This window comes from Williamsia phyllosphaerae (assembly GCF_014635305.1).
GTDB lineage: Bacteria > Actinomycetota > Actinomycetes > Mycobacteriales > Mycobacteriaceae > Williamsia_A > Williamsia_A phyllosphaerae.
In genome coordinates this window covers 280,663-302,588 of the sequence record NZ_BMCS01000001.1, presented here as the reverse complement: position 1 = coordinate 302,588, position 21,926 = coordinate 280,663, and the positions used below count along the sequence as shown (strand labels likewise).

The following is a 21,926-nucleotide window of genomic DNA, read 5'->3' as shown; positions in this document are numbered from 1 at the left end:
TGATGGGTGGGCGCATGCGTTCCGGTGACAGGCGACGAGACCTCGACAAGCTGCCGATCGACCCCGACTCCGGCGGTCGCGCGGGAGTCCCGTTCCACTTGCATCCGGAAGCGCTCGGCCTGGTTCTACTCGGGGGAGCAGCGGGAACAGCGGCACGGTACGGCATCGAACTCTTGCTGCCCCACGATGGCACCGGGTGGCCGACCGGCACATTCGTGATCAACCTCGCCGGAGCGGCCGTTCTGGGCGGGCTCCTCGAGGCGCTCGCCCGTCTGGGTCCCGACTCTGGATGGCGCCGCCGAACCAGGGTGCTCGTGGGCACCGGCGTATGCGGCGCATTCACCACTTACAGCACCCTGGCTCTCGAGGCGTCACTCCTCGTCCGCGATGGTGCAGCGGGATTGGCAGCCGGATATGCCGCGGCGAGTGTGGTCGGTGGCATCATCGCCGCCTGGGTCGGCATCACCGCAGCCGCGTCTCTGCGACGTACAGCGGATGGCGACCGATGACACTGATGCTGACGATCATCGCAGGGGCGATCGGCGCGGTGTGCCGGTTCGTGGTCGATGCAGAGGTCAAATCCCGATGGAAGAGCACTGTCCCGTGGGCGACCATCGCGATCAACGTCTCGGGTTCCTTTTTCCTCGGGGGTCTGGCCGGCGCAGCGCTCTTCCACGGTGCAGCACCCGGGTGGCAAACGGTCCTCGGGACGGGATTCTGCGGCGGTTACACCACTTTCAGCACAGCGAGCTTCGAAAGCGTCCGACTCATCCAGCAGCGGGCGCATCTTGCTGCGGCCGTCAACATCCTCGGCACACTCGGAGCGTCGGTTGCCGCATGCGCTCTGGGACTCCTCCTGACCTCCGCACTCTGAACTGTCAACTACGCCACATCCCACTACAACGGCAGGACCATCTCATGGACAACGATCCCGAACTCGACATCGAACGTCATCGCACCATGTCGAGCACAACGGACGCTCGCGCCGCAACCACCTCACTCGTCGTCGGGTGGGATCACGAATCGGCGAGCGGGTCAGCGCTCACCTTCGCGGTCGATCTCGCGCGGCGCCTCGCCGCCCACCTACACGTCGTTCACATCGTCGACATCGACGACCTGCCAGTCGACCCGGATTCGGCGGACTGGGAGGACGAGATCCGACGCACCCTCGATTCTCAAGCCCACGATGCGGTAGCGGCACTCCGCGACGTCGACGCCGGCTGGACGTATCACTGCGCGCACGGAGACCCCGCGCGTCTTCTCCTCTCCGTCGCCCACGACAACGACTCCCTGATGGTTGTCGTCGGATCACCGCACAGCGGTCTACGGTCCTTCCTCGAATCTCTCGGCGAACCGTCGGTGGCACACGGATTGATCGGACGACACGACATGCCGATACTCGTCGTACCGCGCGACACCGACGAGGCCCACCGATGAGCCGGATCATTCTCGTCCGGCACGGTCGCACCGTGCTCAATGCCGAGGACCGGCTTCGAGGTCTCGCCGATCCCGAACTCGACAGCATCGGTATCGATCAGGCGAAGGCGGTGGCAGCCGACATCGCTCGCCTGAACCCTCACGTGGTGTGGTCGAGTCCGCTGGAGCGAGCGGTGCGCACAGCGACGATCATCGCCGACGCCGCCGCCATCGCCCATCACGTCGACGCTCGGCTCAACGATCGTGATTACGGCGAATGGACCGGTGAGCTGCGCAGTGAGGTGATCAGACTGTTCGGACGCGTTGATGCCGCCCCTGGAGTCGAGCCGCAATCCGATGTGTTCGAGCGCGTCTGGCCCGCCGTCGTCGACGCAGCGCAGACCGCGACCAGCGGACCGGTGGTCCTCGTCAGTCATGACGCGGTGTTACGACCCATCCTCGAGTCGATCATCGGAGGCACGATCGACGAGACCATCGCCCCCGGGTCATGCCACCTCATCTCCGAGGACGGCAATCGGTGGTCGGTGCAAGCGATGAATTGGAAGGTCGATTCCTAGACCTGCTCTGTTGGTGGGGGCTTCATGGTTTCGCCGCCGTGCACGGTGGGCGAGAAGTCGTGGCCGAAGCGATAGAGCAGCGGCTCACCCGTTCCCAGACGGCGCGCCGCCAATTCCGACTGCGTCAGATGCTCGATGACCACCAGGAGCGCCCTCAGTGAATTTCCGTGCGCCACGACGAGCACCGTTGCGCCCGCCCCCAGTTCACTCGACAACGTTTCCTGCCAGAATCTGGAGACCCGGAGAACAACGTCACCGAGGGACTCCGTCAGGGTCCCGGTCAGCGACAGGCGGCTCGATGGCCACCTCGAATTCCTCAGGCGTGCCAGATCGTTGCCGGACAGCGGTGGTGGGGGCACGATGAGTGAATTTCGCGCTTCGTCGAAGAATTCGGGGCCGACAGCACCTAGAACCTCGCTTTTGTCGCGCCCGGTGAACGCCCCATAGTGCCGCTCATCCAGCGACCGATGCGCGGTGATGTGCGCGTCGAGTGATCGAGGCAGCGCCTCGCAGATCAGGCGCGCCGACTCTTGCGATCGCGAGAGGGTCGATGTGTGCATGATGTCTGGGATGCAGTCGGTCTCGGCCAAGGTCTGCCCGACACGGGTGGCCTCAGAACGGCCCCGCATCGTCAGCTCGACATCGAGCCACCCGGTGAACACCCTCGCCGCGTTGGTGACGCTCTCACCGTGGCGCACGATCACCAAGCGGCCTTCGGTCACCGATCAACCCGCAGTACGGCGAGACCATAGGGTACGTCGTTCTCCTGCGCTGCGATCTCCAGCAGACGGTTGTACTTTGCGACTCTCTCGCCGCGCGCTGGTGCACCGGATTTGATTAGGCCGCAACCGCTTCCAACGGCCAGATCTGCGATGAAGGAGTCCGGGGTCTCTCCCGACCGGTGGCTGATCATGGCCGCGTACCCGCGCTCACGGCACACTGACAACGCGTCGAGGGTCTCCGACACCGTCCCGATCTGGTTGACCTTGATGAGAGCGGCGTTCGCGAGATCGGCGTCGGCAGCGGCTCGGATCGTCTCTGGGTCGGTCACGAAGATGTCGTCGCCCACCAACTGGACCACGTCACCCAGCTCTCGGGTCAGCAGCTGCCACCCCTCGTCGTCACCTTCGGCGCACCCGTCTTCCAAGGACCACACCGGGAACTCGTCGATGAGACCGCGATAGAACTCAACCAGTGCCGACGGACTCATCTCCTTCCCGTCCAGCGAATACGAGGATCCGTCGAAGAACCCGTTCGCAGCGGGATCGATCGCGAGCGCGACGCCCTCAGAACCGGCGTTCAATCCCGTGTTTCCGATCGCTGCGACGAGCAACTCACAAGCTCGTCGGGGATCGGCGATGTCGGGGGCGAAGCCACCTTCGTCACCCAGTCCGCTCGTCAGACCAACCCGGCGCAGTTCGGACCGCAGTGACGCATACACCTCGGCTCCCCACCGCAACGCCTCGGCGTAACACGGTGCGCCGATGGGAGCGATCATGAACTCCTGAAAATCGAGTGCGTTGGCCGCATGCGCGCCGCCATTGAGCACATTGAAATGCGGAACCGGCAGTCGCAGTGCGGTTCTCGTCAATGATGACAGATAGCGGTAGAGCGGCTCCCTCCTGTCGTGGGCGAATGCGCGGGCCGCGGCCATCGACACTCCGACGATCGCATTCGCCCCAAGCCGGGATTTGTCCGTCGTGCCGTCCAGCGACCGCAACGCGTCGTCCAGATCGGCGAGGCGTGTCCACGCCTGTGCTGTGACCAGCTCGGCGATCTCGTCGTTCACGTGCTCCACGGCACGCGACACCCCCCTCCCACCGAAGCGATTCGGATCTCCGTCACGCAGCTCCTTCGCTTCGCGCGTGCCCGTGGACGCACCGGCAGGCACACCGGCGACGAATTCGCGGCCACCATCATCGGTCAAGCTCACCCGGATGGTGGGATTCCCCCGTGAATCCAGAACCTGGATGGCCACAACTCTTCTGATCTGCATGGGATCTCCGTTCACATGAAACGAGGCTCGGGCGACCTTGGGGTCGGCTGCAGTCGTGAACCAGACAGATCGACGCCCCCGCTTCGGTACTCGTGCTCGAAGCTGCGGCGCTGCTGGTCATGACGAATTGCCTCGTGCGCGGTCAACAGATCTGCGGGTAACCCGTGCGCGAGGAGACGCCCTTCGCGCTGCGGCTTCATGTACGCGACGGTGTAGAAGGTTCCCAGGATGAATCCGAGCGCCAAGGTCGACAGCCGCAAAATCCACGGCCCGGGAAGAAAGAGCGCTGCGACGAAGAACGGCGAGAAGACGAGCTCGTTGCGAAGAATGTGTCTCGCGGCCGCATGTCGCCCGGTGAGATCGTTTCTCACCCAAGCGTTGTACTCGACCGGCAGTGTGCGGCCGACGACATAGCCGAGCCATTCGACAAGACCGGGGCGGACCGATTGTGCGCTCATGTTCTCGACTCCATCGTTTGGAGAATGCTCTGTGAACACAGGATGCGCTCACGGCCGGACATCGGGAACAGAGGAGTCGTTGTGGCGCGACAAGCGTTAGTTGTATCGAACATGGCGTCGGTCGTGTGTCCGCTGTCGACGATTCGGTGAACGTCTACCCGTGGACCTCACGCAGGATCAGGTCGAGGACTGCGATGGCACCTGCCTTGTCGAGTGGTTCGTTTCCATTGCCGCACTTGGGTGACTGCACGCACGACGGGCAGCCCGTCTCGCATCGGCAGTCGGTCACCGCGTCGCGTGTGGCGCGGATCCACGTCTCGAACGCGGAGAATCCGCGGGCGGCGAACCCGGCGCCTCCGGGGTAGCCGTCGTAGACGAACACCGTCGGCAACCCGGTGTCGGGATGCAGGTTGGTCGACAGGCCGCCGATGTCCCAGCGGTCGCACGTCGCGATCAGCGGCAGCAGACCGATGGCCGCGTGTTCGGCCGCGTGCAGCGCGCCGGGGAACCGGCTCACCGACACCCCGACGGCCTCGAGCGCCTCCGGGGTGATCGTGTACATCACCGACCGGGTGCTCAGAGTCTGTGCGGGCATGTCCAACTCGACGACGTCGAGCACCTCGCCGGACAGCAGCGTCCGCATGTATCCGATGACCTGGTGGGTCACGTCGACATCGACCAGCGCGACCGTCAGTGCGCCGTGACGCCGTTCGTCGGTCGTCGCGGTGATGTCCATCGCCGTCGACTGTCGCGCCGAGGTCGTCCAGTCGGGGTCCTCGGGGTGCGTGAGCGCGAGCCCGTTGTCGAGGTCGAGCTCGTCGACGACGTAGGAGCGCCCCTGGTGCAGATGGACCGCGCCCGCGTGCACGGTCGACATGGCCCGACCGGTGTCGACGGTGCCGAGCAGTTGCGACGTCGTGGCGTCGACGATCATCACCTGACCGCCGATGCCACCGCGGATGTCGATGTCGCCGTGCGGGTCCAGGCCCGCCGCGACGTACCAGCCGGCGAGCCGGCGCCGCAGCAGCCCCTGGGTGGTCAGGTCGTCGACGAGCGCCTGCGCGTCGAACGCCTCGACGTCGGCCTCGGTCAACGGCAGCTCCGCCGCGGCGCACAGCAGATGCGGCCCGAGGACGTACGGGTTGGTGGGGTCGGTGACGCTGACCTCGACCGGCCGCGACAGCAACGCCTCGGGATGGTGCACGAGATAGGTGTCGAGGGGGTCGTCACGCGCGATCATCACCACCAACGACCCGGCGCCGCGACGGCCTGCCCGCCCCGCCTGTTGCCAGAACGACGCGACGGTGCCCGGGTATCCGGCGACGATCACCGCATCGAGCCCGGCGATGTCGACCCCGAGTTCGAGGGCGTTGGTCGTTGCCACCCCGAGCAACTCACCGTCGGACAGGGCCGCCTCGAGCTTTCGGCGATCGTCGGCCAGATATCCGGCGCGGTAGGCCGCGACCCGGTCGACGAGGTCGGGGTCCACCGCGGCGAGGATCTGCCGGGTGGAGCGGGCGGCGACCTCGGCGCCGACCCGACTGCGCACGAAACACAGCGTCCGTGCGCCCTCGATGACGAGGTCGGCCATGATGCGCGCGGCCTCGGTGCCTGCGGCACGGCGCACCGGCGCCCCCTGCTCGCCGGTGACCCCGGGGGTGAAGCCCGGCTCCCACAGCGCCACGGTGCGCTCGCCGTGCGGGGACCCGTCGGCGGTGATGGCGGTGCACGGCCGACCGATCAGACGCTCGAGTGCCAGGCCGGGTTCGCCGGCGGTGGCGCTGGCGGCGATGACGGTCGGGTTGGCCCCGCCCGCCCGGGCCACCCGCAGCGCGCGCTGGACGACCAGCGCGGTGTGGGAGCCGAAAACCCCGCGGTAGTGGTGGCATTCGTCGATGACGATGTAGCGCAGATGGCGGAAGAAATGTCGCCACCGGGCCGGTGAACTGAGGATCCCGAGGTGCAGCATGTCGGGGTTGGTGAAGATCCACCGCGAGTGTTCCCGCGCCCACTGGCGGATCTCCGGCTCGGTGTCGCCGTCGTATGCGCAGGGCGCGATGTGGGAGAACTCGCGACGCCCGGCCAGCAGCGACACCAACGACCGGATCTGGTCGGCGCCCAATGCCTTTGTGGGAGAAAGGTACAGCGCGGTGGCGTGGTTGTCGGCGGTGAGCTCGCTGAGGATCGGCAACTGGTAGGCGAGGGACTTGCCCGACGCCGTGCCCGTCGCGACGACGACGTGCCGACCGGCGTGCGCCTCCTGCGCGGCGGCCACCTGATGGGTCCACGGTCGGCGCACCCCGGCCTCGGTGAAGGCGTCGACGACACCCGCAGGCGCCCAGTCCGGCCATTCGTCGAACTGTGCTGTCTGAGAACCGATCACGGTCTGATATGTGACAGGTGACAACGACGGCTCGACACCCGCCAGCGAGCGCGCCAACAGCTGCTCGCCGTAGGACTCTTCGGGCGTCATCGTCGGTCCTTCATCTGCGTTCTGGCGTTACCGCTTCGTGTCGATTCGTTGAAATCTGACAGTGTTTTGTTCAGTTTGACTTCTCGACTATCGGAAGGATCGCGAACATGATTGACTGTCGTTGGTCGCAGCTTTCGGGGAGCTTTCCTTCATCGATCGTCCCTCCGAAAACGTGTTGCGAGCGTGGTACTGAAGGTTAGTGCGCGGCTGGTCCGCAAACGTCGCCAGTCGGTATGGCGGTCGGAACGGGCCCGGCGCGGTGACACACCGTGTCGCTTCCGGTGAGTATGTAAAGGATTCAAGCTGATGGCACAGGGAACTGTGAAGTGGTTCAACGCGGAAAAGGGCTTCGGCTTCATCGCGCCCGATGATGGACCGGACGACGTGTTTGTCCACTACTCCGAGATCCAGGGATCCGGTTTCCGCACTCTGGAAGAGAACCAGCGGGTGGAGTTCGAGGTGGGACAGGGCACGAAGGGCCCGCAGGCCACCGGCGTCCGCGCCGTCTGATCTGCTCTTCCTCACGATTGCACGACAGCGCCCCCGGCCCCGCAGCAGCGGATCGCCGGGGGCGTTGTTCATGCCCGGAGTAAGCTGCCCCCGTGGGCCAACTGTCCTTTTTCTCCGCGGAGACCGACGAGCCCTCACTCGAGGATCTGTCGGGACTCTTTGCGGCCCACGGACAGTCGATGATCTCCCCCGCGGGTAGCCGTGTGTCCATCGTCGTCGACGCGCAGTGGCGTGCCGATGCCCTCGTCGCCGAGATCGATCGATGCGGCGTCCGCGCCCACGTCGCGACGTCCGACGAGGGGTCGGCGATGGCGCGCACCGAGACCTCCAAGCTCCTCGACACCCTCAACCGGACCTGGCTCAAGGGCGCGATCAAGACCATGCCCGCCGACTGGGTCCCGTCGAACCGTGCGATGCGCCTGTGGACGATCGCGGCCGGGCGGCCCGACGAGGACCGCTACCTGCTCGGCCTCGACCCGCACGCCCCCGAGACCCACTCACCGTTGGCCACCGCGCTCATGCGGGCGGGCATCGCCCCCACCCTGGTGGGCACCCGTGGCAGCAGTCCGGCGCTCCGGATCGCCGGTCGACGCCGGATGTCGCGGTTGGTCGAGAACATCGGCGCACCGCCCGACGACCTCGACGCCGTCGCATTCTGGCCGACACTGTGACGCAGTCTGTCCACGACACGGCCGATCGGCCCCCTGAGCTGGGCATTCATCCCGCCTCATAGTGGCGTCGGGACCCGCGCCGCGCGGTCATCGACCCCGGTCGGTCACACAGCGTTATGCCAAGAGGCTGTTATATGGGGTAGAACAGGCCGGAGTACTGCGAACGTGGCAGCAGCTGCGGACGACCACACAGGCCTTATATATGGGGCCGAGGAAAGGTGCAGGCACAGACAGTGGCTGATAGCGACACTGCGTCCCCCACATCGGGCGAGAACGTGCGCCGGCTGGTGATCGTCGAGTCACCGACCAAGGCTCGCAAGATCGCCGGATACCTGGGGTCGAACTATGTCGTGGAGTCCTCGCGCGGCCACATCCGTGACCTCCCGCGCGGCGCTGCCGATGTCCCCGCCAAGTACAAGGGACAGGCCTGGGCCCGACTCGGCGTCAACGTCGACGAGAACTTCGAGCCCCTCTACGTCGTCTCCCCGGACAAGAAGTCGACCGTCACCGAGCTCAAGTCGCTGCTGAAGGGCGTCGACGAGCTCTACCTCGCGACGGACGGTGACCGTGAGGGTGAGGCCATCGCCTGGCATCTCCTCGAGACGCTGCGACCCACCGTGCCCGTCAAGCGCATGGTGTTCCACGAGATCACCCAGTCGGCCATCCAGGCCGCCGCCGCCAGCCCCCGCGATCTCGACGTCGACCTGGTCGACGCGCAGGAGACCCGTCGCATCCTCGACCGCCTGTACGGCTACGAGGTGTCGCCGGTCCTGTGGAAGAAGGTCATGCCGAAGCTGTCGGCGGGCCGCGTGCAGTCGGTGGCCACCCGCATCATCGTCGAGCGCGAACGTGAGCGCATGGCGTTCGTGTCCGCGTCGTACTGGGACATCGAGGCCACCCTCGACGCCGGCGAGGACGTCACGCCGCGCCGTTTCAAGGCCAAGCTCGTCAACGTCGACTCCGACCGGGTCGCCTCGGGTCGCGACTTCGACGCCACCGGCTCGATGAAGAAGACCGACGGCATCGTCGTGCTCGACGAGGCCCGGGCCACGGCTCTGGCCACCGGCCTGCAGGGTGCCGACCTCACCGTCGCCTCGGTCGAGGAGAAGCCGTACACCCGTAAGCCCTACGCACCGTTCATGACGTCGACGCTGCAGCAGGAGGCCGGCCGCAAGCTGCGCTTCACCTCGGACCGGACGATGCGCATCGCGCAGCGGCTGTACGAGAACGGCTACATCACCTACATGCGTACCGACTCCACGACGCTGTCGGAGTCGGCGATCACGGCGGCACGCAATCAGGCACGTGACCTCTACGGCGCCGATTTCGTGCATCCCACCCCGCGGCAGTACACCCGCAAGGTCAAGAACGCCCAGGAGGCACACGAGGCGATCCGCCCGGCCGGCGAGAGCTTCCGCACCCCCGGCCAGGTGGCGTCCGCGCTGCAGTCCGACGAGTTCCGCCTGTACGAGCTGATCTGGCAGCGCACCGTCGCCTCGCAGATGGCCGACGCCCGCGGCACCACGATGAGCCTGCGGATCTCCGGCGCCGCCCGCTCGGGTGAGGTGTGCACGTTCGCCGCCTCCGGGCGCACCATCACGTTCCCGGGCTTCCTGTCGGCCTACGTCGAGACCGTCGACGAGCAGGCCGGCGGCCAGGCCGACAACGACGAGGTCCGGCTGCCCACCCTGGTGGAGGGTCAGCGTCTGACCGCCGCCGATCTCGACGCGGCCGGTCACACCACCAACCCGCCGGCCCGATTCACCGAGGCCTCGCTGGTGAAGATCCTGGAGGAGTTGGGGATCGGTCGCCCGTCGACGTACGCGTCGATCATCGGCACCATCCAGGACCGCGGCTACGTCCACAAGAAAGGCAGCGCGCTCGTCCCCTCATGGGTTGCGTTCGCCGTGGTCGGACTGCTCGAGGCCTACTTCGGCAGCCTCGTCGACTACGACTTCACGGCATCGCTCGAGGACGACCTCGACCAGATCGCCTCGGGGCAGGAGAACCGCACCCACTGGCTGTCGCGCTTCTACTTCGGTGACGGCGCCGACGGCGCGACCCCGCTCCCGGACGGTGGCAGCCCCAGTGACGGCGACGCCGCCGGGCAGGGCAACGACATCGCCGCGCACGGCGGGCTCAAGAAGCTCGTCGGCGTGAACCTCGAGGAGATCGACGCCCGGTCGGTCAACTCGATCAAGCTGTTCGACGACGAGCAGGGCCGCCCGGTCTACGTGCGCGTCGGCCGATTCGGCCCGTACCTCGAGCGCAACGTCGCCGCACCCGACGCGGAGCCGGAGTCGCAGCGCGCGAACCTGCCCGACGACATGACCCCGGACGAGCTCACCCTCGAGGTCGCCGAGCACCTGTTCGCCACACCGCAGGAGGGCCGCACCCTCGGTGTCGACCCGGTCTCCGGACACGAGATCGTGGCCAAGGAGGGTCGCTTCGGGCCCTACGTCACCGAGATCCTCCCGGACCCCGAGGACGACGAGCCCAAGGGCGACTCCGACGGCGAGGGCGGGGGATCGGTTCCGGCACTGACGGTTCCGCCCGGTCCGACACCTCTCGACGGTGACGGCGCGGCCGCGTCGTCGGGCAGCGGTGGGACCGCGGTGGCCACGAAGGCCGGCGCGACCACGAAGACCGCGGCCAAGAAGGCGACGAAGAAGACCGCCGCCAAGAAGGCCGGCCCCAAGCCGCGCACCGGTTCGCTGTTCAAGTCGATGGAGATCGCCTCGATCACCCTCGAGGACGCGCTGATGCTGCTGTCGCTGCCGCGCGTCGTCGGTGCCGATCCGGAGAGCGGCGAGGAGATCACCGCCCAGAACGGCCGCTACGGCCCGTATCTGAAGAAGGGCACCGACTCCCGCTCGCTGAGCGCCGAGGACCAGATCTTCGGGATCACGCTCGAGGAGGCGCTCAAGATCTACTCCGAGCCCAAGCGTCGTGGCCGCGCAGCCGCGGCACCGCCACTGCGTGAGCTCGGCAAGGACTCGGTCAGCGAGCAGCCGATGGTCATCAAGGACGGCCGCTTCGGCCCGTACGTCACCGACGGCGAGACGAACGCCAGCCTGCGCAAGGACGACGACGTCGCCTCGATCACCGACGAGCGGGCCATGGAGCTCCTCGCCGATCGTCGCGCGCGCGGCCCGGTGAAGAAGAAGGCGAAGAAGGCCCCGGCCAAGAAGTCGCCCGCCAAGAAGACCGCGGCCAAGAAGACCCCCGCGAAGAAGGCGGCGGCCAAGAAGGCCCCGGCGAAGAAGACCGCAGCCACGAAGACCGCGGCGAAGAAGGCTCCGGCGAAGAAGACGACCGAGTAGCGGGCTCGGCGGTCAGACCGCCGAGCGCTCCTCGTCGTCATCGGCGTCGGCGGGTTCCCCGCCGCCGGTGTGCGAGGCACCGACCGGACCCTTCGGGACGCTGTCGGAGGGATCGCTGACCAGATCGTCCTCCTCGACGACCAGCGCGAACTTCGGTCGGGCGAGTCGGGTCTCGATGCCGCGACCGCGCAACTCGACACCCTCGCCGATGTCCCAGCACTCGGCCTCCTCGTCGGAGGCGAGGTAGACCGCACGGGCAGACCCGAGCACGCGGGTGGGTTCGTCCTTGGCCATCTCGGTGAGGCGTGCGGCCTCGTTGACCGGGTCGCCGATCACCGTGTACTCCAGGCGTTCCTGGGTTCCGATGTGCCCGGCGATGGCCTTGCCCGCCGACACCCCGATGCCGATGTCGGTCTCGCCGAGGGCGACGTCGAGTTCGATCCGCAGTTCGCGGGCCGCGGCCAGGGTGTGGCCCGCGAAGTCGTCGAGGTCGAGTGGCGCGCCGAAGATGGCCAGGGCGGCGTCACCCTGGAACTTGTTGACGAAGCCGCCGTGGCGCCCGACCGTCTCGACGACGACCCGGAAGAACTCGTTGAGCAGATCGACGACCTCGCGAGGGGGACGGTTCACGGCCAGCCGCGTCGACCCGACGATGTCGACGAACAGGACGCCGACATAACGTTCCTCGCCGCCGAGCTCCGTGCCGGTCTCGATGGCTCGACGGGCGACGTCCTCGCCGACATACCGGCCGAACAGGTTGCGGAGCTGTTCGCGCTCGCGCAGATCGCCGACCATCTCGTTGAACCCGGCCTGCAGCAGGCCCAGGTCGCTGCCGTCGTAGATGCGGACCGAGGTGTTGTAGTTGCCGTTGCGGACCTGGTGCTGGGCGCGGCGCAGCTGGGTGATCGGGTCGGCGACGGCGCTGACCAGCCGCACCAGACCGATCAGTCCGAACGCCAGGGCCGCCACCGCCAGCCACAGCAGGGGTCGCTGCAGACCCTCGGCGTCGGTGTTGACGATGCCGTTCTGCTGACCGAGGACCAGGGCGACCATCGCGATCAGCGGCACGACCACGCTGATGCACCAGAACAGGGTGATGCGCACGGTGACGCTGGGCGCGACCGCGGTCGTCGGGTCGTTCGCCATCGCCGAGACCGTGATCGGACGCAGGACCTTCTCGGACTGCATGTAGCCGAGCGCACAGGACACGAACCCGCCGATGACCGAGGCGACGTAGACGATCAGGGCCGTGGTCCCCGACGCCGACAGGTTGAGCAGGGCGAACACCACCCCGCCGACGGCCCACAGGACGAGGTTCACCCCGGTCAGCAGGACGGGTAGTCGCAGCGCGCGGTTCCGCGCCATCTCGTTGTCGAGACGGCTGCGTCGCCGGTGCCACACGAGGACGGGCAGCGTGAGCCAGATGCTGATGAAGGCGCCCACGGCCATCGCGAGACCCAGGTAGGCGATGAACACCGCCTGGTTCGCCGTGCTGATCTCGTCGAGCTTGACCGTGTACTCGTACGGCATCCCGAAGCGCAGGAACGCGAAGGTGAACAGGGCGCCGATGACGTTCGCCCGGAGCAGGTCGAGGGCGAGGATGGGCCACGGCGTGTGCGCGAGCCATCGCAGCAGGTGCACGACCCGCTGGTATCTCGACTGCCGCTGGACCACGCTCATACGGTAGCGGTCCCTCTGCTCGCGTCCTATGTTGTTCCCCGGTCTCATGGTCGTTCCCGGGGTCTCGTCGTGTTCGCCTGTCGGGCGGCCCGGTTACCCTTCTCATCGTGACGTCGGTATTCGATCGGCTGGTCGGCCAGCAGGCCGTGGTGGACGAACTCGTCGGCGCCGCCCGCTCGGCGACCGCCGCCGCGACGCGTCTGCACGAGGCCGCGACCGGCGCGATGTCGCTGCTCGGCGAGGACGACGTGGTCGCTCCTCGCAACTCGATGACCCACGCCTGGCTGTTCACCGGCCCGCCCGGCAGCGGCCGTTCCGTGGCCGCCCAGTGCTTCGCCGCCGCCCTGCAGTGCGAGACACCGGGCGAGATCGGCTGCGGCCACTGTCACGCCTGTACGACGGTCATGGCGGGAACCCATGGCGATGTGCGCCGCATCGTGCCCGAGGGCCTGAGCATCGGCGTGAAGCTCATCCGCGACACGGTCCAGATCGCCTCACGTCGTCCCAGTACCGGCCGCTGGCAGATCGTGGTCATCGAGGACGCCGACCGACTCAGCGAGGGCGCCGCCAACGCGCTGCTCAAGGTCGTGGAGGAGCCACCACCGCGGACGGTGATCCTGCTGTGCGCGCCGTCGATCGACCCCGAGGACATCTCGGTGACGCTGAAGTCGCGGTGCAGGCATGTACCGCTGACGATGCCGTCGGTCGCGTCCATCGCCGAGGTGCTGATCGCCGACGGGATCGAACCGGACATGGCTCGCTGGGCGGCGTCGGTGTGCGGCGGACACGTCGGCCGCGCCCGCCGGCTGGCCACCGATGCAGATGCGCGGGATCAACGGACGCGGGCACTCGGGTTGGCGCGCGCGGCGACCCGTGAGGCCACCGCCTACGCGTCCGCCGAGGACCTCGTCCGGTCGGCCGAGACGGTGGCCAAGGCGATCGCCACGCCGCTCGACGAGGCCGAGACCGAGGAGATGCGGACCGCGCTCGGTGCAGGCGGGACGGGCAAGGGCTCGGGTGGCGCGATGCGCGGTTCCGCTGGGGTCCTCAAAGCCCTGGAACAACAACAGAAGTCGCGCACAACGCGACTCAAGCGCGACGTCCTCGACCGCGCCCTGGTCGACCTGGCCGCGTTGTTCCGCGATGCGCTGGTCGCGTCGTACGCGTCGCCGGTGGCGTCGATGCACCCCGACATGGCCGATCAGACGGTGAAGATGGCCGGCTACGCGCGGCCCGAGGAACTCCTGCAGTGCGTCGAGGCCGTTCTGGAGTGCCGCGAGGTGCTCGACTACAACGTCAAACCCCGCTTCGCGGTCGACGCGATGGTCGCCAAGGTGTCGACCGCCCTGCGTCACTGATCCCCAGGCCACCGGAAATGTGTGGTTCCGGTGAGCGAAACCCCAGGTCGCGGTCACCGGAACCGCACATTTCCGGGTGGCGGGACGGCGGTTTGTCGCCGGGGCGGCCGGGTCGATAGACTGGCTGACGCTGCCTTCGGGCGGCACGCCGCCTTAGCTCAGTCGGTAGAGCGCTTCACTCGTAATGAAAAGGTCGCGAGTTCGATTCTCGCAGGCGGCTCCAGCAATGCCCGGACGACGACGACCCGGAGGCACGCTCATGAACACCTTTCAGAAATCCGCAGCGGTGTGGAACAAGTTCTTCGTGACCCTGATGAAGGCGCCGGTGCTCGAGAAGGTGCTGGGTAAGTCGACGGCGCTGATCACCTACACCGGCCGCAAGTCCGGCAAGTCGTTCAGCCTGCCGGTCTCCTACAAGCGTGACGGCGACGCGCTCGCCGTGGCGGTGATGATGCCGGACAAGAAGAACTGGTGGCGCAACTTCGACGGCGACGGGGGTCGCGTGATGGTCGAGATCGCCGGAGTCGCACGCCCCGGCCACGCCGTGACCGTGCACGACCCCAAGGGCCGCATGTCGGTGAGCATCACCCTCGATCCTGTCGGGAGCTGACGAGTCACGGTCGTCGTCAATCCGTCGACGACATTATCTCGAGGTCGCGCAGGCTCTCGGCCGTCTCCACGATGGTCGTCTCCGCCGGTCGTGGCCGAAAGCCGAGTTCGCTTTTGGCCCTGTCGTTGTGGATGACCAACGCAGTCGGATCGTCGCCCGGCAGCTCCTCGGTCGGGGCCTGTGACCCGAAGGCGCCCAGTCGGTTGCGGAGAACGCCGGCGACATCCAGGAAACTCAGTGTCGGTCCGTCGGCGAGCGCGAGGTAGCGCCGGCCCGCCGCCTCGGGCGTCGACATCGCGGCGATGTGGAGCTCGGACACGTCGCGCACATCGGCGATGCCGAACAATTGCTTCGGGACGGCCGGCATCGTGCCGTCGAGCATCGACACGAACAGCTGCAGTGACGACCGAGCCGCCGTGGTCAGCGTGGGACCAGCGATCCACGTCGGGTTGATCACGACGAGTTCGGTTCCGGCGCCCTCGGTCTCGATGAAGTCCCAGGCTGCGCGTTCGGCCACCGCCTTGGACAACGGGTAGGCCGGGAGTCCGGGTGTCGTGGGGTCGGTCCAGTCGGATTCGTCGTAGTCGCGGACGGGTTTGGGGGAGTAGCCGACCGCCGCGAACGACGACGTCAGCACCACGCGTGGCACGGCGGCATCGCGGGCGGCGCGCAGTACCCGCACTGTGCCGTCCCGTGCGGGGACGACGACCTCGTCGACGTCGGACGTCTGGATCATCGGCGAGGCAACGTGGTACACGCCGTCGACACCGGCGACGGCCGCTGCCCAACCGTCGTCGTGCGTGAGGCTCGCGACAACGAGCTCGAGCCCCGCATCGTCGGCCCCGCCCCGACGCACGGCCGCACGGACGTCGGCCTCGGCGGCAAGTGATCGCAGGGTGCCGCGCACCTGCTCGCCCGAGCGGAGGAGGTCGGCGATCAGCCGGGTGCCCAGGTATCCCGAAGCCCCGGTCACCAGGACCGTGCTCATCGGATCGACTCCTGCAGCTTCGGGACGATCGCGGTGACGCGCAGGGCGGCCTCGGCCTCGTCGGTGGAGTCCCCGCGATCGCGTGCGTCCCACAGCGCGGCTTTGAACTGTAGATAGTCGAGGTGCACCCGAAGCGTCTCGATCTCCTGCTCGACGCGGGCCGCGTGCCGCAGGAGCAGATCGCGCTGCTCGCCGGCGGCAGCATGCCCCAGCGCGCGGTTCGCCTGGTAGGTGCGCATGTCCTCGATCCCGACGCCCATGCCCCGCAGGCACGCGAGGATCTGGGCGTCGTCGAGGTCGCGTTCGTCGTAGCGGCGGTGTCCGCTGCCCTCATCGCGTGCGATCGGGCCGATGAGCCCGACCTCCTCGTAGTACCGCAGGGTCGGCTCGCTGAGTCCGCTCTGCCGCGACACGTCCCCGATGGTCAAAATTGTCATGTCCCCATGACAACAGACCTCAAGCGCTTGAGGTCAAGCGATCGACGAGGAGTTTCTCGACCACGTCGATCGCCTCGATGTCGCGCGCGGCGCGGGCGACCAGGGCCGCGCCCTCCAGAGCCGAGATGACCAGGATCGCCTCATCCCACGCAGCCGAGCGGTCGTATCCGAACCGACGGTAGATCGCCGCGATTGCCTTGCGCCAGTTGGAGAACCGCTCATCGGCGCGCTCGCGCAGCGGATCGACCGAGGACACGTCGACGACGAACGACGCGATCGGGCAACCGACGGTGAAGTCGCTGTCGGTCAACACCTCTCGCCAGGACGCGACGATCATCCTGACGGCGTCGGGCAGGGTCTCGGCCTCGGCGGCGGCTCGGGTGCCGGCGGCGAAGTCGTCCACCGCGAGATCGATCGCCTCGAGCAACACCTGCGTCTTGCCGCCGGGGAAGTATCGCTGCAACGACCCGCGGGGACCGTCGGCGTCGGCGGCGATCTGCCGCAGCCCGACCCCGGTGACCCCGCGTTCGCGGATCATCCGCGCGGCGCTGCGGACCATGCGCGCGCGGGGCGGTTCGGGGGTGTCGGTCGGGGGCATGTCCGAAGTCTAGCCATGGATTATGACAGTCGTCATCGTCTGCTAGCGTGGCCAGACCGATGACGGTCGTCATCGCGCAGTGCTCACGACGGGACCGCGCCATGAAAGCGTTGCAACTGACCACCTACGGCGCCGCCACGTCGGAGAACGTCGGGCTGGTCGACATCCCCGCCACCGATCCGGGCGACGGGCAGGTCGTGGTCGCGATGGACGTCGCACCGATCAACCCGTCCGACCTGCTGCTCATCGCCGGGCGCTACGGCTATCGCCCGACGCTGCCGGCCATCCTCGGCGCGGAGGGTGTGGGGCGCATCGTGGCGGTCGGAGCCGGCGTGGACGCCGGACGGATAGGCGAGCAGGTTCTCGTCCTGCCCACGCTCACCGACACCACCTGGCGCGAACAGACCGTGATCGACGCGACCACCGCCATCGCGGTCGACGGCGACCCGGCGCAGCTCGCCATGCTCGGAATCAACCCGATGACCGCGTGGGCGATGCTGCACGGCTTCACCGATCTGGAACCAGGTGCCTGGGTCGCACAGACCGGGGCGAGTTCGGCCACCGCAGGCTACGTCCGAACACTCGCGCGGCGTGCCGGGTTCCGACTCCTCGACATCGTGCGCCGACCCGAATCGGCAACCGCCCTTCGCGATTCCGGCGCCGACGTCGTGCTCGTCGACGGGCCCGACATCGCGGCGGAGGTGAGAAAGGCCCTCGGCCGCGACACCGTCGACCTGCTGATCGACGGGGTGGGCGGCCCGACGACGACCGCCCTCGCGTCGCGGATGTCTGTGGGCGGCACCATCATCAGCTACACCTCGCGCGGAGGTCAGCCTGTCAGCATCGACATCCCCAATCTGATCTTCCGAGGCCTCGTCGTCCGCGGCTTCTGGCTCAAACACTGGCAGGACTCGCTTCCGCCCGACACGGTGGCGCAGCACTACCGCGAGCTGGCCGCACTCGTCGCCGACGGGACCCTGCACGCGTCGATCGACGCTACCTACCCGCTCACGGAGTTCGACGCCGCCCTGGCACACGCCGCTCGACGTGACCGCACCGGCAAGGTGCTCTTCGCGATCGGTGATCACCGGTGACGGCGCGGTCAGACGCCGGGCCGGTCGGGTCCCCGCGCACCACCCTGGCCGTCTCGGCCCTGGGCACCCTGCTGGTCCTGGTGGCGTTCACCGCGCCGCTGTCGACCCTGAACGTCACCGCGACCGCGCTCGACGCCGACGTCTCCGGGCGCACCTGGATCCTCAGCTCGATGAGCATCGGACTCGCCGCGGCCCTGTTGTCGGCGGGCACGATCTCCGACGACTTCGGTCGTCGCCGCACGCTGACCATCGGACTTCTCGTCATCGCCGTCGGATCGATTGTGGGCGTGCTGGTCCCGGACGTACTCGTGTTCGTGCTCACGCGCGTGCTGGTGGGTGTGGGCGGTGCCGCGGTCATCGCGTCGAGCCTGGGGATCATCGCCCACACCTTCCCGCCGGGTCCGCAGCGCGCGGCAGCCAGCGGCGTCTGGGGGGCCAGTGTCGGGGCAGGCATCGCGATCGGCCCGCTGTTGTCGGCGCTGCTGGAGAAGGCCGACAGCTGGCACGACGCGTACTGGGCGCTCGCGGCCGCGTCGATCCTGCTGGCCGTCGCCGCCGAACGGCTCGTGCCCGAATCGCGCACCGAGCATCCGCGTGGGCTCGACCTGCCCGGGGCGCTGCTGTTCGCCGGGGGCATCGCCACGCTGCTCGCCGGCCTGGTCGAGGGCAGGCAGGGATGGGCGGAGCCCGTGGTGATCATGCTGTTGGTGGCGTCGGTGGTGCTGCTCGCGGCGTTCGTGGCGGTGGAGCACCGCAGCGCGACGTCGATGCTCGATCTGTCGCTGCTGCGCTCACCGGCATTCGGTGCGGCCACCCTGGCCGCGGTCGCGATCGGTGCCGGCGCGATCGCGCTGATGTCGTACATGGCCGGGTTCCTCGGCGCGGCGTTGGGCATCTCCGCCATGGGCTCGGCACTGATGCTCTTCGCGTGGTCGGGGACATCGGTCGTCACCGCACTGCTCGCCCGCCGGATCCCGGCGAGCGTGTCCGGACGGGTCCAGCTCGCCGTCGGCCTTCTCGGTGTCGCCATCGGGCTCGCGGCCCTGACCGGCATCGACGAGAACTCCGGATGGGTGCGGTTCCTGCCCGGTCTGCTGTTCGCCGGGATCGCGACGGGAATGGTCAACGCCAATCTCGGCCGCGAGGCCGTGGCCAGCGTCCCCGCCGGACGAGGCGGCATGGGCAGCGGCGCGAACAACACCGCGCGCTACCTCGGCTCGGCGGTCGGGGTCACCATCGTCGCGGTGATCGGGGCCCGACCCGGCCCGGGGAGCGCGGTCGAGGATCTGATCGCCGGGTGGAACGTCGCGGCGGTCGTCACGGCCGTGATCTCCGCCCTTGGTGGGCTGGTGGTGTTCGCGCTCCACCGGCGCGCGACCGCGGCGGCCCGCGCCGACGTCACCGCGGCGGGCGTGTGAGTCCGTGGCGGCACTAGACTTCGAGATCTCGCCCGACGGGGCCCGGACTTCGAGCGGCAGGCAATCAGTGAGTGTTCTCGTGTGTTTTCACGCCCATCCCGACGACGAGGTGTTCAGCACCGGCGGCACGATGCGTCGCGCGGCCGACGCCGGTCATCGCGTGGTGTTGGTGACCGCCACCGACGGCGCGGTCGGTGAGTTCCCGGACGGCCTGCTCGCCGAGGGGGAGTCGCTGCTATCGCGTCGCCGGATGGAGCTGTCGAACTCGGCGGAGATCCTCGGAGTACATCGTCTGGTGATGCTCGACTACCCCGACTCGGGCATGGCGGGGACCGCCGACAACGACAATCCGGAGGCGTTCACGAACGTGCCGGTGGAGGACGCCGCTCAGCGGTTGGCCGACATCCTCATCGAGGAGAACGCCGACGTCGTCACCATCTACGACAGCAACGGCGGCTATGGACACCCCGATCACATCAAGGTCCACCACGTGGGGCTGCGTGCGACCGAGATCGCCGGTACGGCACACGTTTTCGAGAGTGTCGCCAATCGCGACCTGATGCGGACCCTGATCACCGCCAACCCGCAGTGGGCGAGCGAGGACTCCGGTCTCGACATCGAGTCGTTCGGCGTGCCGGAGTCGGAGATCTCCGTAATGGTCGACGTCGCTGACCTCATCGAGACCAAGCGGGCGGCGATGGTCGCCCACGCATCCCAGATCGGCGACTTCGGGCCGTTCCTGCAGATGCCCACCGACATCCTCACGATGGCGTTCGGGGTGGAGACCTTCCGTCGGGCCGACGGTGTCAAGGACCCGAAGCTGACCGCCCTGCCGTTGTAGGACTGCTCTGCCGCTGTAGGAGCCCCGGTCAGGCGGCGATCGTCGCGTGCATCTCCCACACGATGACCTCGGCGCCTGCCGTGGTCGACATCGTCTGACCACCGCCGCCGCGCACGCGGACCGCGTCGCCCTCGTGCAGCACCCCGACACCCTCGAGTGAAGCCTCCCCACGTGCGACGAAGACGTGCAGGAACGGTGCGTCCGGCAGCGTGATCGGCGACTGGCCGGGCTGCATGCGGGAGACGTGCATCGCCGCGTACTTGTTCTTGATGCGGATGGCGGAATGCTCTGCGTGCCCGGGCATCCCCGACGCGACGGGGACCAGCCCGCCGGCGAGCAACTCGTGGTCGATCTCGAGTTGCTCGTAGCCCGGCGTGATGCCGGCCTCGTCCGGGACGACCCACATCTGCACGAAGTGCACGGGGTTGTCGTGCTTCGCCCCGTCACCTCCGTCGGCGGGACCCAGGCGCCACGAGTCGTTCTTCTCCGAGTGCAGGATCCCGGTGCCCGCGCTCATCCGCTGGGCCAGGCCCGGGTAGATGATCCCGGAGTGCCCCATCGAGTCCTGGTGTACTAGCGCACCCTGCAGCACCCAGGTGATGATCTCCATGTCGCGGTGCGGATGGGTGTCGAATCCCATTCCGGGCGTGACGATGTCGTCGTTGTTCACCATGAGCACCCCGTGGTGGGTGTTCGCGGGATCGTAATTGCCCCCGAACGAGAACGAGTGTTTCGAGTCCAGCCACCCGATGCGGGTCTTGTCCCGATCATCGGAACGCCGGACGTCGAGCTCGGGTGCGATCGCTGTGCTCATGGTGAACCTGACTCGAGTGCGGTGGGTGCTACGAAAGGCCGGTCAGGCCAGCTTGCCCGCGACGGTGACGACGCGGGTCGCGAGGTGATCGAGCGCGTCGAGGGTGGCGCTGTTCAGCTCATCGGTGTTGTTCGCGCCGGTCACGTGGCCGACGCCGTAGGGGTTGCCGTCGGCGAACTTGATGCCGTCGGTGTAGCCGGGGGCGACCACGACGCCGCCCCAGTGCATGACCGAGGTGTAGAGCGCCAACAGCGTCGCCTCCTGGCCGCCGTGTGCGGTCTGGCTCGAGGTGAAACCGGCGTAGGCCTTGTCGGCCAGCTTGCCCTGGGCCCAGAGTCCGCCGAGGGTGTCGACGAACGCCTGGAACGGCGCGGCGGTGTTTCCGAAGCGGGTCGGCGAACCGAGGATCACGCCGTCGGCCCACACGATGTCGTCACCGGTGGCGGCGGGCAGGTCCTTGGTCGCCTCGTAGTTGGCGGTCCAGGCCGGGTTCTCGGCGAACACCGACGGGTCGGTGGTCTCGGCGATGTGGCGGACGCGTACCTCGGCGCCTGCCGCCTCGGCGGCGGTCTTGAGCCGGTCGGCCATGGCCGTCCCGTGTCCGGTGGCCGAGTAGTAGAGGATGGCGAGCTTGGTCATGGGGGCAACCCTTCGTCGTGGTGT

General features: G+C 68.0%; 22 protein-coding genes and 1 tRNA gene. 13 read left to right on the top strand and 10 right to left on the bottom strand.

Annotation, left to right across the window (positions count from 1 at the left end):
- The first annotated feature begins 14 nt into the window (after window positions 1–14).
- The 4 genes from IEV93_RS01530 to IEV93_RS01515 are packed head-to-tail and all read left to right on the top strand — an operon-like array spanning window position 15 to window position 1,994.
- Complete coding sequence (locus tag IEV93_RS01530) at window positions 15–509, top strand: fluoride efflux transporter FluC (RefSeq protein ID WP_188486273.1); 495 nt, start codon at window positions 15–17, stop codon at window positions 507–509.
- Window positions 506–874, top strand: coding sequence for a fluoride efflux transporter CrcB (gene crcB, locus IEV93_RS01525; protein WP_188486271.1), 369 nt, complete (start codon window positions 506–508; stop codon window positions 872–874). Before IEV93_RS01530 ends, crcB begins: the two co-directional genes overlap by 4 nt.
- 44 nt (window positions 875–918) lie before the next feature.
- Window positions 919–1,437, top strand: coding sequence for a universal stress protein (locus tag IEV93_RS01520; protein WP_229704811.1), 519 nt, complete (start codon window positions 919–921; stop codon window positions 1,435–1,437).
- Window positions 1,434–1,994, top strand: a complete 561-nt coding sequence (locus IEV93_RS01515) for a histidine phosphatase family protein (RefSeq protein WP_188486269.1) — start codon at window positions 1,434–1,436, stop codon at window positions 1,992–1,994. The genes IEV93_RS01520 and IEV93_RS01515 overlap by 4 nt, the downstream gene beginning before the upstream one ends.
- On the opposite strand, the gene IEV93_RS01510 is transcribed toward IEV93_RS01515, so the two are convergent.
- The 4 genes from IEV93_RS01510 to IEV93_RS01495 form a co-directional block, all read right to left on the bottom strand.
- The gene (locus IEV93_RS01510) at window positions 1,991–2,716 is read right to left on the bottom strand and encodes a 2,3-bisphosphoglycerate-dependent phosphoglycerate mutase (protein WP_188486266.1); all 726 of its coding nucleotides are present in this window, start codon (window positions 2,714–2,716) and stop codon (window positions 1,991–1,993) included. The genes IEV93_RS01515 and IEV93_RS01510 overlap by 4 nt on opposite strands.
- A complete protein-coding gene (gene eno / locus IEV93_RS01505; protein ID WP_188486264.1) occupies window positions 2,713–3,990 on the bottom strand; it encodes a phosphopyruvate hydratase in 1,278 nt (425 codons plus the stop codon). The genes IEV93_RS01510 and eno overlap by 4 nt, the downstream gene beginning before the upstream one ends.
- Before the next feature lie 11 nt (window positions 3,991–4,001).
- Entirely contained in the window at window positions 4,002–4,448 is a 447-nt protein-coding gene (locus IEV93_RS01500; RefSeq protein WP_188486262.1) for a DUF5313 family protein, read from the bottom strand.
- 154 nt (window positions 4,449–4,602) lie between these two features.
- Entirely contained in the window at window positions 4,603–6,921 is a 2,319-nt protein-coding gene (locus IEV93_RS01495) for a DEAD/DEAH box helicase (RefSeq protein ID WP_188486260.1), read from the bottom strand.
- Between the two features lie 306 nt (window positions 6,922–7,227).
- On the opposite strand from IEV93_RS01495, the gene IEV93_RS01490 reads away from it, so the two are divergent.
- The 3 genes from IEV93_RS01490 to topA all read left to right on the top strand — a co-directional run bounded on the left by IEV93_RS01490 (window position 7,228) and on the right by topA (window position 11,425).
- The gene (locus IEV93_RS01490) at window positions 7,228–7,431 is read left to right on the top strand and encodes a cold-shock protein (RefSeq protein ID WP_045821523.1); all 204 of its coding nucleotides are present in this window, start codon (window positions 7,228–7,230) and stop codon (window positions 7,429–7,431) included.
- 92 nt (window positions 7,432–7,523) lie between these two features.
- A complete protein-coding gene (locus IEV93_RS01485; RefSeq protein ID WP_188486258.1) occupies window positions 7,524–8,102 on the top strand; it encodes a hypothetical protein in 579 nt (192 codons plus the stop codon).
- A 233-nt stretch (window positions 8,103–8,335) separates the two neighbouring features.
- On the top strand, window positions 8,336–11,425 hold the full coding sequence (gene topA, locus IEV93_RS01480) for a type I DNA topoisomerase (RefSeq protein WP_188486256.1): 3,090 nt from the start codon (window positions 8,336–8,338) through the stop codon (window positions 11,423–11,425).
- 12 nt (window positions 11,426–11,437) lie between these two features.
- Here the strand turns inward: topA and IEV93_RS01475 are convergent, their stop codons facing one another.
- Window positions 11,438–13,105 carry an adenylate/guanylate cyclase domain-containing protein gene (locus IEV93_RS01475; RefSeq protein WP_188486254.1) on the bottom strand — a complete coding sequence of 556 codons (1,668 nt, stop codon included), beginning with the start codon at window positions 13,103–13,105 and terminating at the stop codon, window positions 11,438–11,440.
- A 107-nt stretch (window positions 13,106–13,212) separates the two neighbouring features.
- Here IEV93_RS01475 and IEV93_RS01470 point away from each other — a divergent pair, with 107 nt between their 5' ends.
- The 3 genes from IEV93_RS01470 to IEV93_RS01460 all read left to right on the top strand — a co-directional run bounded on the left by IEV93_RS01470 (window position 13,213) and on the right by IEV93_RS01460 (window position 15,073).
- Window positions 13,213–14,463, top strand: a complete 1,251-nt coding sequence (locus tag IEV93_RS01470) for a DNA polymerase III subunit delta' (RefSeq protein ID WP_188486250.1) — start codon at window positions 13,213–13,215, stop codon at window positions 14,461–14,463.
- 147 nt (window positions 14,464–14,610) lie between these two features.
- Window positions 14,611–14,686, top strand: a tRNA-Thr gene (locus IEV93_RS01465).
- Between the two features lie 36 nt (window positions 14,687–14,722).
- Window positions 14,723–15,073, top strand: a complete 351-nt coding sequence (locus IEV93_RS01460) for a nitroreductase/quinone reductase family protein (RefSeq protein ID WP_188486248.1) — start codon at window positions 14,723–14,725, stop codon at window positions 15,071–15,073.
- A 16-nt stretch (window positions 15,074–15,089) separates the two neighbouring features.
- On the opposite strand, the gene IEV93_RS01455 is transcribed toward IEV93_RS01460, so the two are convergent.
- Genes IEV93_RS01455 through IEV93_RS01445 form a run of 3 tightly spaced genes read right to left on the bottom strand, consistent with a single transcriptional unit; the run spans window position 15,090 to window position 17,096 of the window.
- Complete coding sequence (locus IEV93_RS01455; RefSeq protein ID WP_188486246.1) at window positions 15,090–16,061, bottom strand: NAD-dependent epimerase/dehydratase family protein; 972 nt, start codon at window positions 16,059–16,061, stop codon at window positions 15,090–15,092.
- Window positions 16,058–16,498, bottom strand: a complete 441-nt coding sequence (locus IEV93_RS01450) for a MerR family transcriptional regulator (RefSeq protein ID WP_188486244.1) — start codon at window positions 16,496–16,498, stop codon at window positions 16,058–16,060. The genes IEV93_RS01455 and IEV93_RS01450 overlap by 4 nt, the downstream gene beginning before the upstream one ends.
- A 19-nt stretch (window positions 16,499–16,517) precedes the next feature.
- Window positions 16,518–17,096: a TetR/AcrR family transcriptional regulator gene (locus tag IEV93_RS01445; RefSeq protein ID WP_188486242.1), complete on the bottom strand. Its 579-nt coding sequence runs from the start codon at window positions 17,094–17,096 to the stop codon at window positions 16,518–16,520.
- 47 nt (window positions 17,097–17,143) lie between these two features.
- On the opposite strand from IEV93_RS01445, the gene IEV93_RS01440 reads away from it, so the two are divergent.
- The 3 genes from IEV93_RS01440 (at window position 17,144) to IEV93_RS01430 (ending at window position 20,449) form a co-directional block, all read left to right on the top strand.
- Window positions 17,144–18,190, top strand: coding sequence for a zinc-dependent alcohol dehydrogenase family protein (locus IEV93_RS01440; protein ID WP_229704810.1), 1,047 nt, complete (start codon window positions 17,144–17,146; stop codon window positions 18,188–18,190).
- Window positions 18,187–19,608 (top strand): MFS transporter, encoded by a 1,422-nt coding sequence (locus tag IEV93_RS01435; protein WP_188486240.1) that lies wholly within the window; start codon window positions 18,187–18,189, stop codon window positions 19,606–19,608. Before IEV93_RS01440 ends, IEV93_RS01435 begins: the two co-directional genes overlap by 4 nt.
- A gap of 67 nt (window positions 19,609–19,675) precedes the next feature.
- Window positions 19,676–20,449, top strand: coding sequence for a PIG-L deacetylase family protein (locus tag IEV93_RS01430; RefSeq protein ID WP_188486239.1), 774 nt, complete (start codon window positions 19,676–19,678; stop codon window positions 20,447–20,449).
- A 28-nt stretch (window positions 20,450–20,477) separates the two neighbouring features.
- Here the strand turns inward: IEV93_RS01430 and IEV93_RS01425 are convergent, their stop codons facing one another.
- Together IEV93_RS01425 and IEV93_RS01420 are read right to left on the bottom strand one after the other, a co-directional pair.
- Window positions 20,478–21,263: a pirin family protein gene (locus tag IEV93_RS01425; RefSeq protein ID WP_188486237.1), complete on the bottom strand. Its 786-nt coding sequence runs from the start codon at window positions 21,261–21,263 to the stop codon at window positions 20,478–20,480.
- 42 nt (window positions 21,264–21,305) lie between these two features.
- On the bottom strand, window positions 21,306–21,902 hold the full coding sequence (locus tag IEV93_RS01420) for a flavodoxin family protein (protein ID WP_188486234.1): 597 nt from the start codon (window positions 21,900–21,902) through the stop codon (window positions 21,306–21,308).
- Window positions 21,903–21,926 lie beyond the last annotated feature (24 nt).

What these genes read in the sequence shown, in the direction of transcription:
- IEV93_RS01475 (WP_188486254.1), bottom strand. Translation starts at nt 13,105, where the DNA reads ATGAGCGTGGTCCAGCGGCAGTCGAGATACCAGCGGGTCGTGCACCTG.
- eno (WP_188486264.1), bottom strand. Translation starts at nt 3,990, where the DNA reads ATGCAGATCAGAAGAGTTGTGGCCATCCAGGTTCTGGATTCACGGGGG.
- IEV93_RS01515 (WP_188486269.1), top strand. Translation starts at nt 1,434, where the DNA reads ATGAGCCGGATCATTCTCGTCCGGCACGGTCGCACCGTGCTCAATGCC.
- IEV93_RS01500 (WP_188486262.1), bottom strand. Translation starts at nt 4,448, where the DNA reads ATGAGCGCACAATCGGTCCGCCCCGGTCTTGTCGAATGGCTCGGCTAT.
- IEV93_RS01530 (WP_188486273.1), top strand. Translation starts at nt 15, where the DNA reads ATGCGTTCCGGTGACAGGCGACGAGACCTCGACAAGCTGCCGATCGAC.
- IEV93_RS01490 (WP_045821523.1), top strand. Translation starts at nt 7,228, where the DNA reads ATGGCACAGGGAACTGTGAAGTGGTTCAACGCGGAAAAGGGCTTCGGC.
- IEV93_RS01420 (WP_188486234.1), bottom strand. Translation starts at nt 21,902, where the DNA reads ATGACCAAGCTCGCCATCCTCTACTACTCGGCCACCGGACACGGGACG.
- IEV93_RS01445 (WP_188486242.1), bottom strand. Translation starts at nt 17,096, where the DNA reads ATGCCCCCGACCGACACCCCCGAACCGCCCCGCGCGCGCATGGTCCGC.
- IEV93_RS01460 (WP_188486248.1), top strand. Translation starts at nt 14,723, where the DNA reads ATGAACACCTTTCAGAAATCCGCAGCGGTGTGGAACAAGTTCTTCGTG.
- IEV93_RS01520 (WP_229704811.1), top strand. Translation starts at nt 919, where the DNA reads ATGGACAACGATCCCGAACTCGACATCGAACGTCATCGCACCATGTCG.
- IEV93_RS01495 (WP_188486260.1), bottom strand. Translation starts at nt 6,921, where the DNA reads ATGACGCCCGAAGAGTCCTACGGCGAGCAGCTGTTGGCGCGCTCGCTG.
- crcB (WP_188486271.1), top strand. Translation starts at nt 506, where the DNA reads ATGACACTGATGCTGACGATCATCGCAGGGGCGATCGGCGCGGTGTGC.
- IEV93_RS01455 (WP_188486246.1), bottom strand. Translation starts at nt 16,061, where the DNA reads ATGAGCACGGTCCTGGTGACCGGGGCTTCGGGATACCTGGGCACCCGG.
- IEV93_RS01450 (WP_188486244.1), bottom strand. Translation starts at nt 16,498, where the DNA reads ATGACAATTTTGACCATCGGGGACGTGTCGCGGCAGAGCGGACTCAGC.
- IEV93_RS01425 (WP_188486237.1), bottom strand. Translation starts at nt 21,263, where the DNA reads ATGAGCACAGCGATCGCACCCGAGCTCGACGTCCGGCGTTCCGATGAT.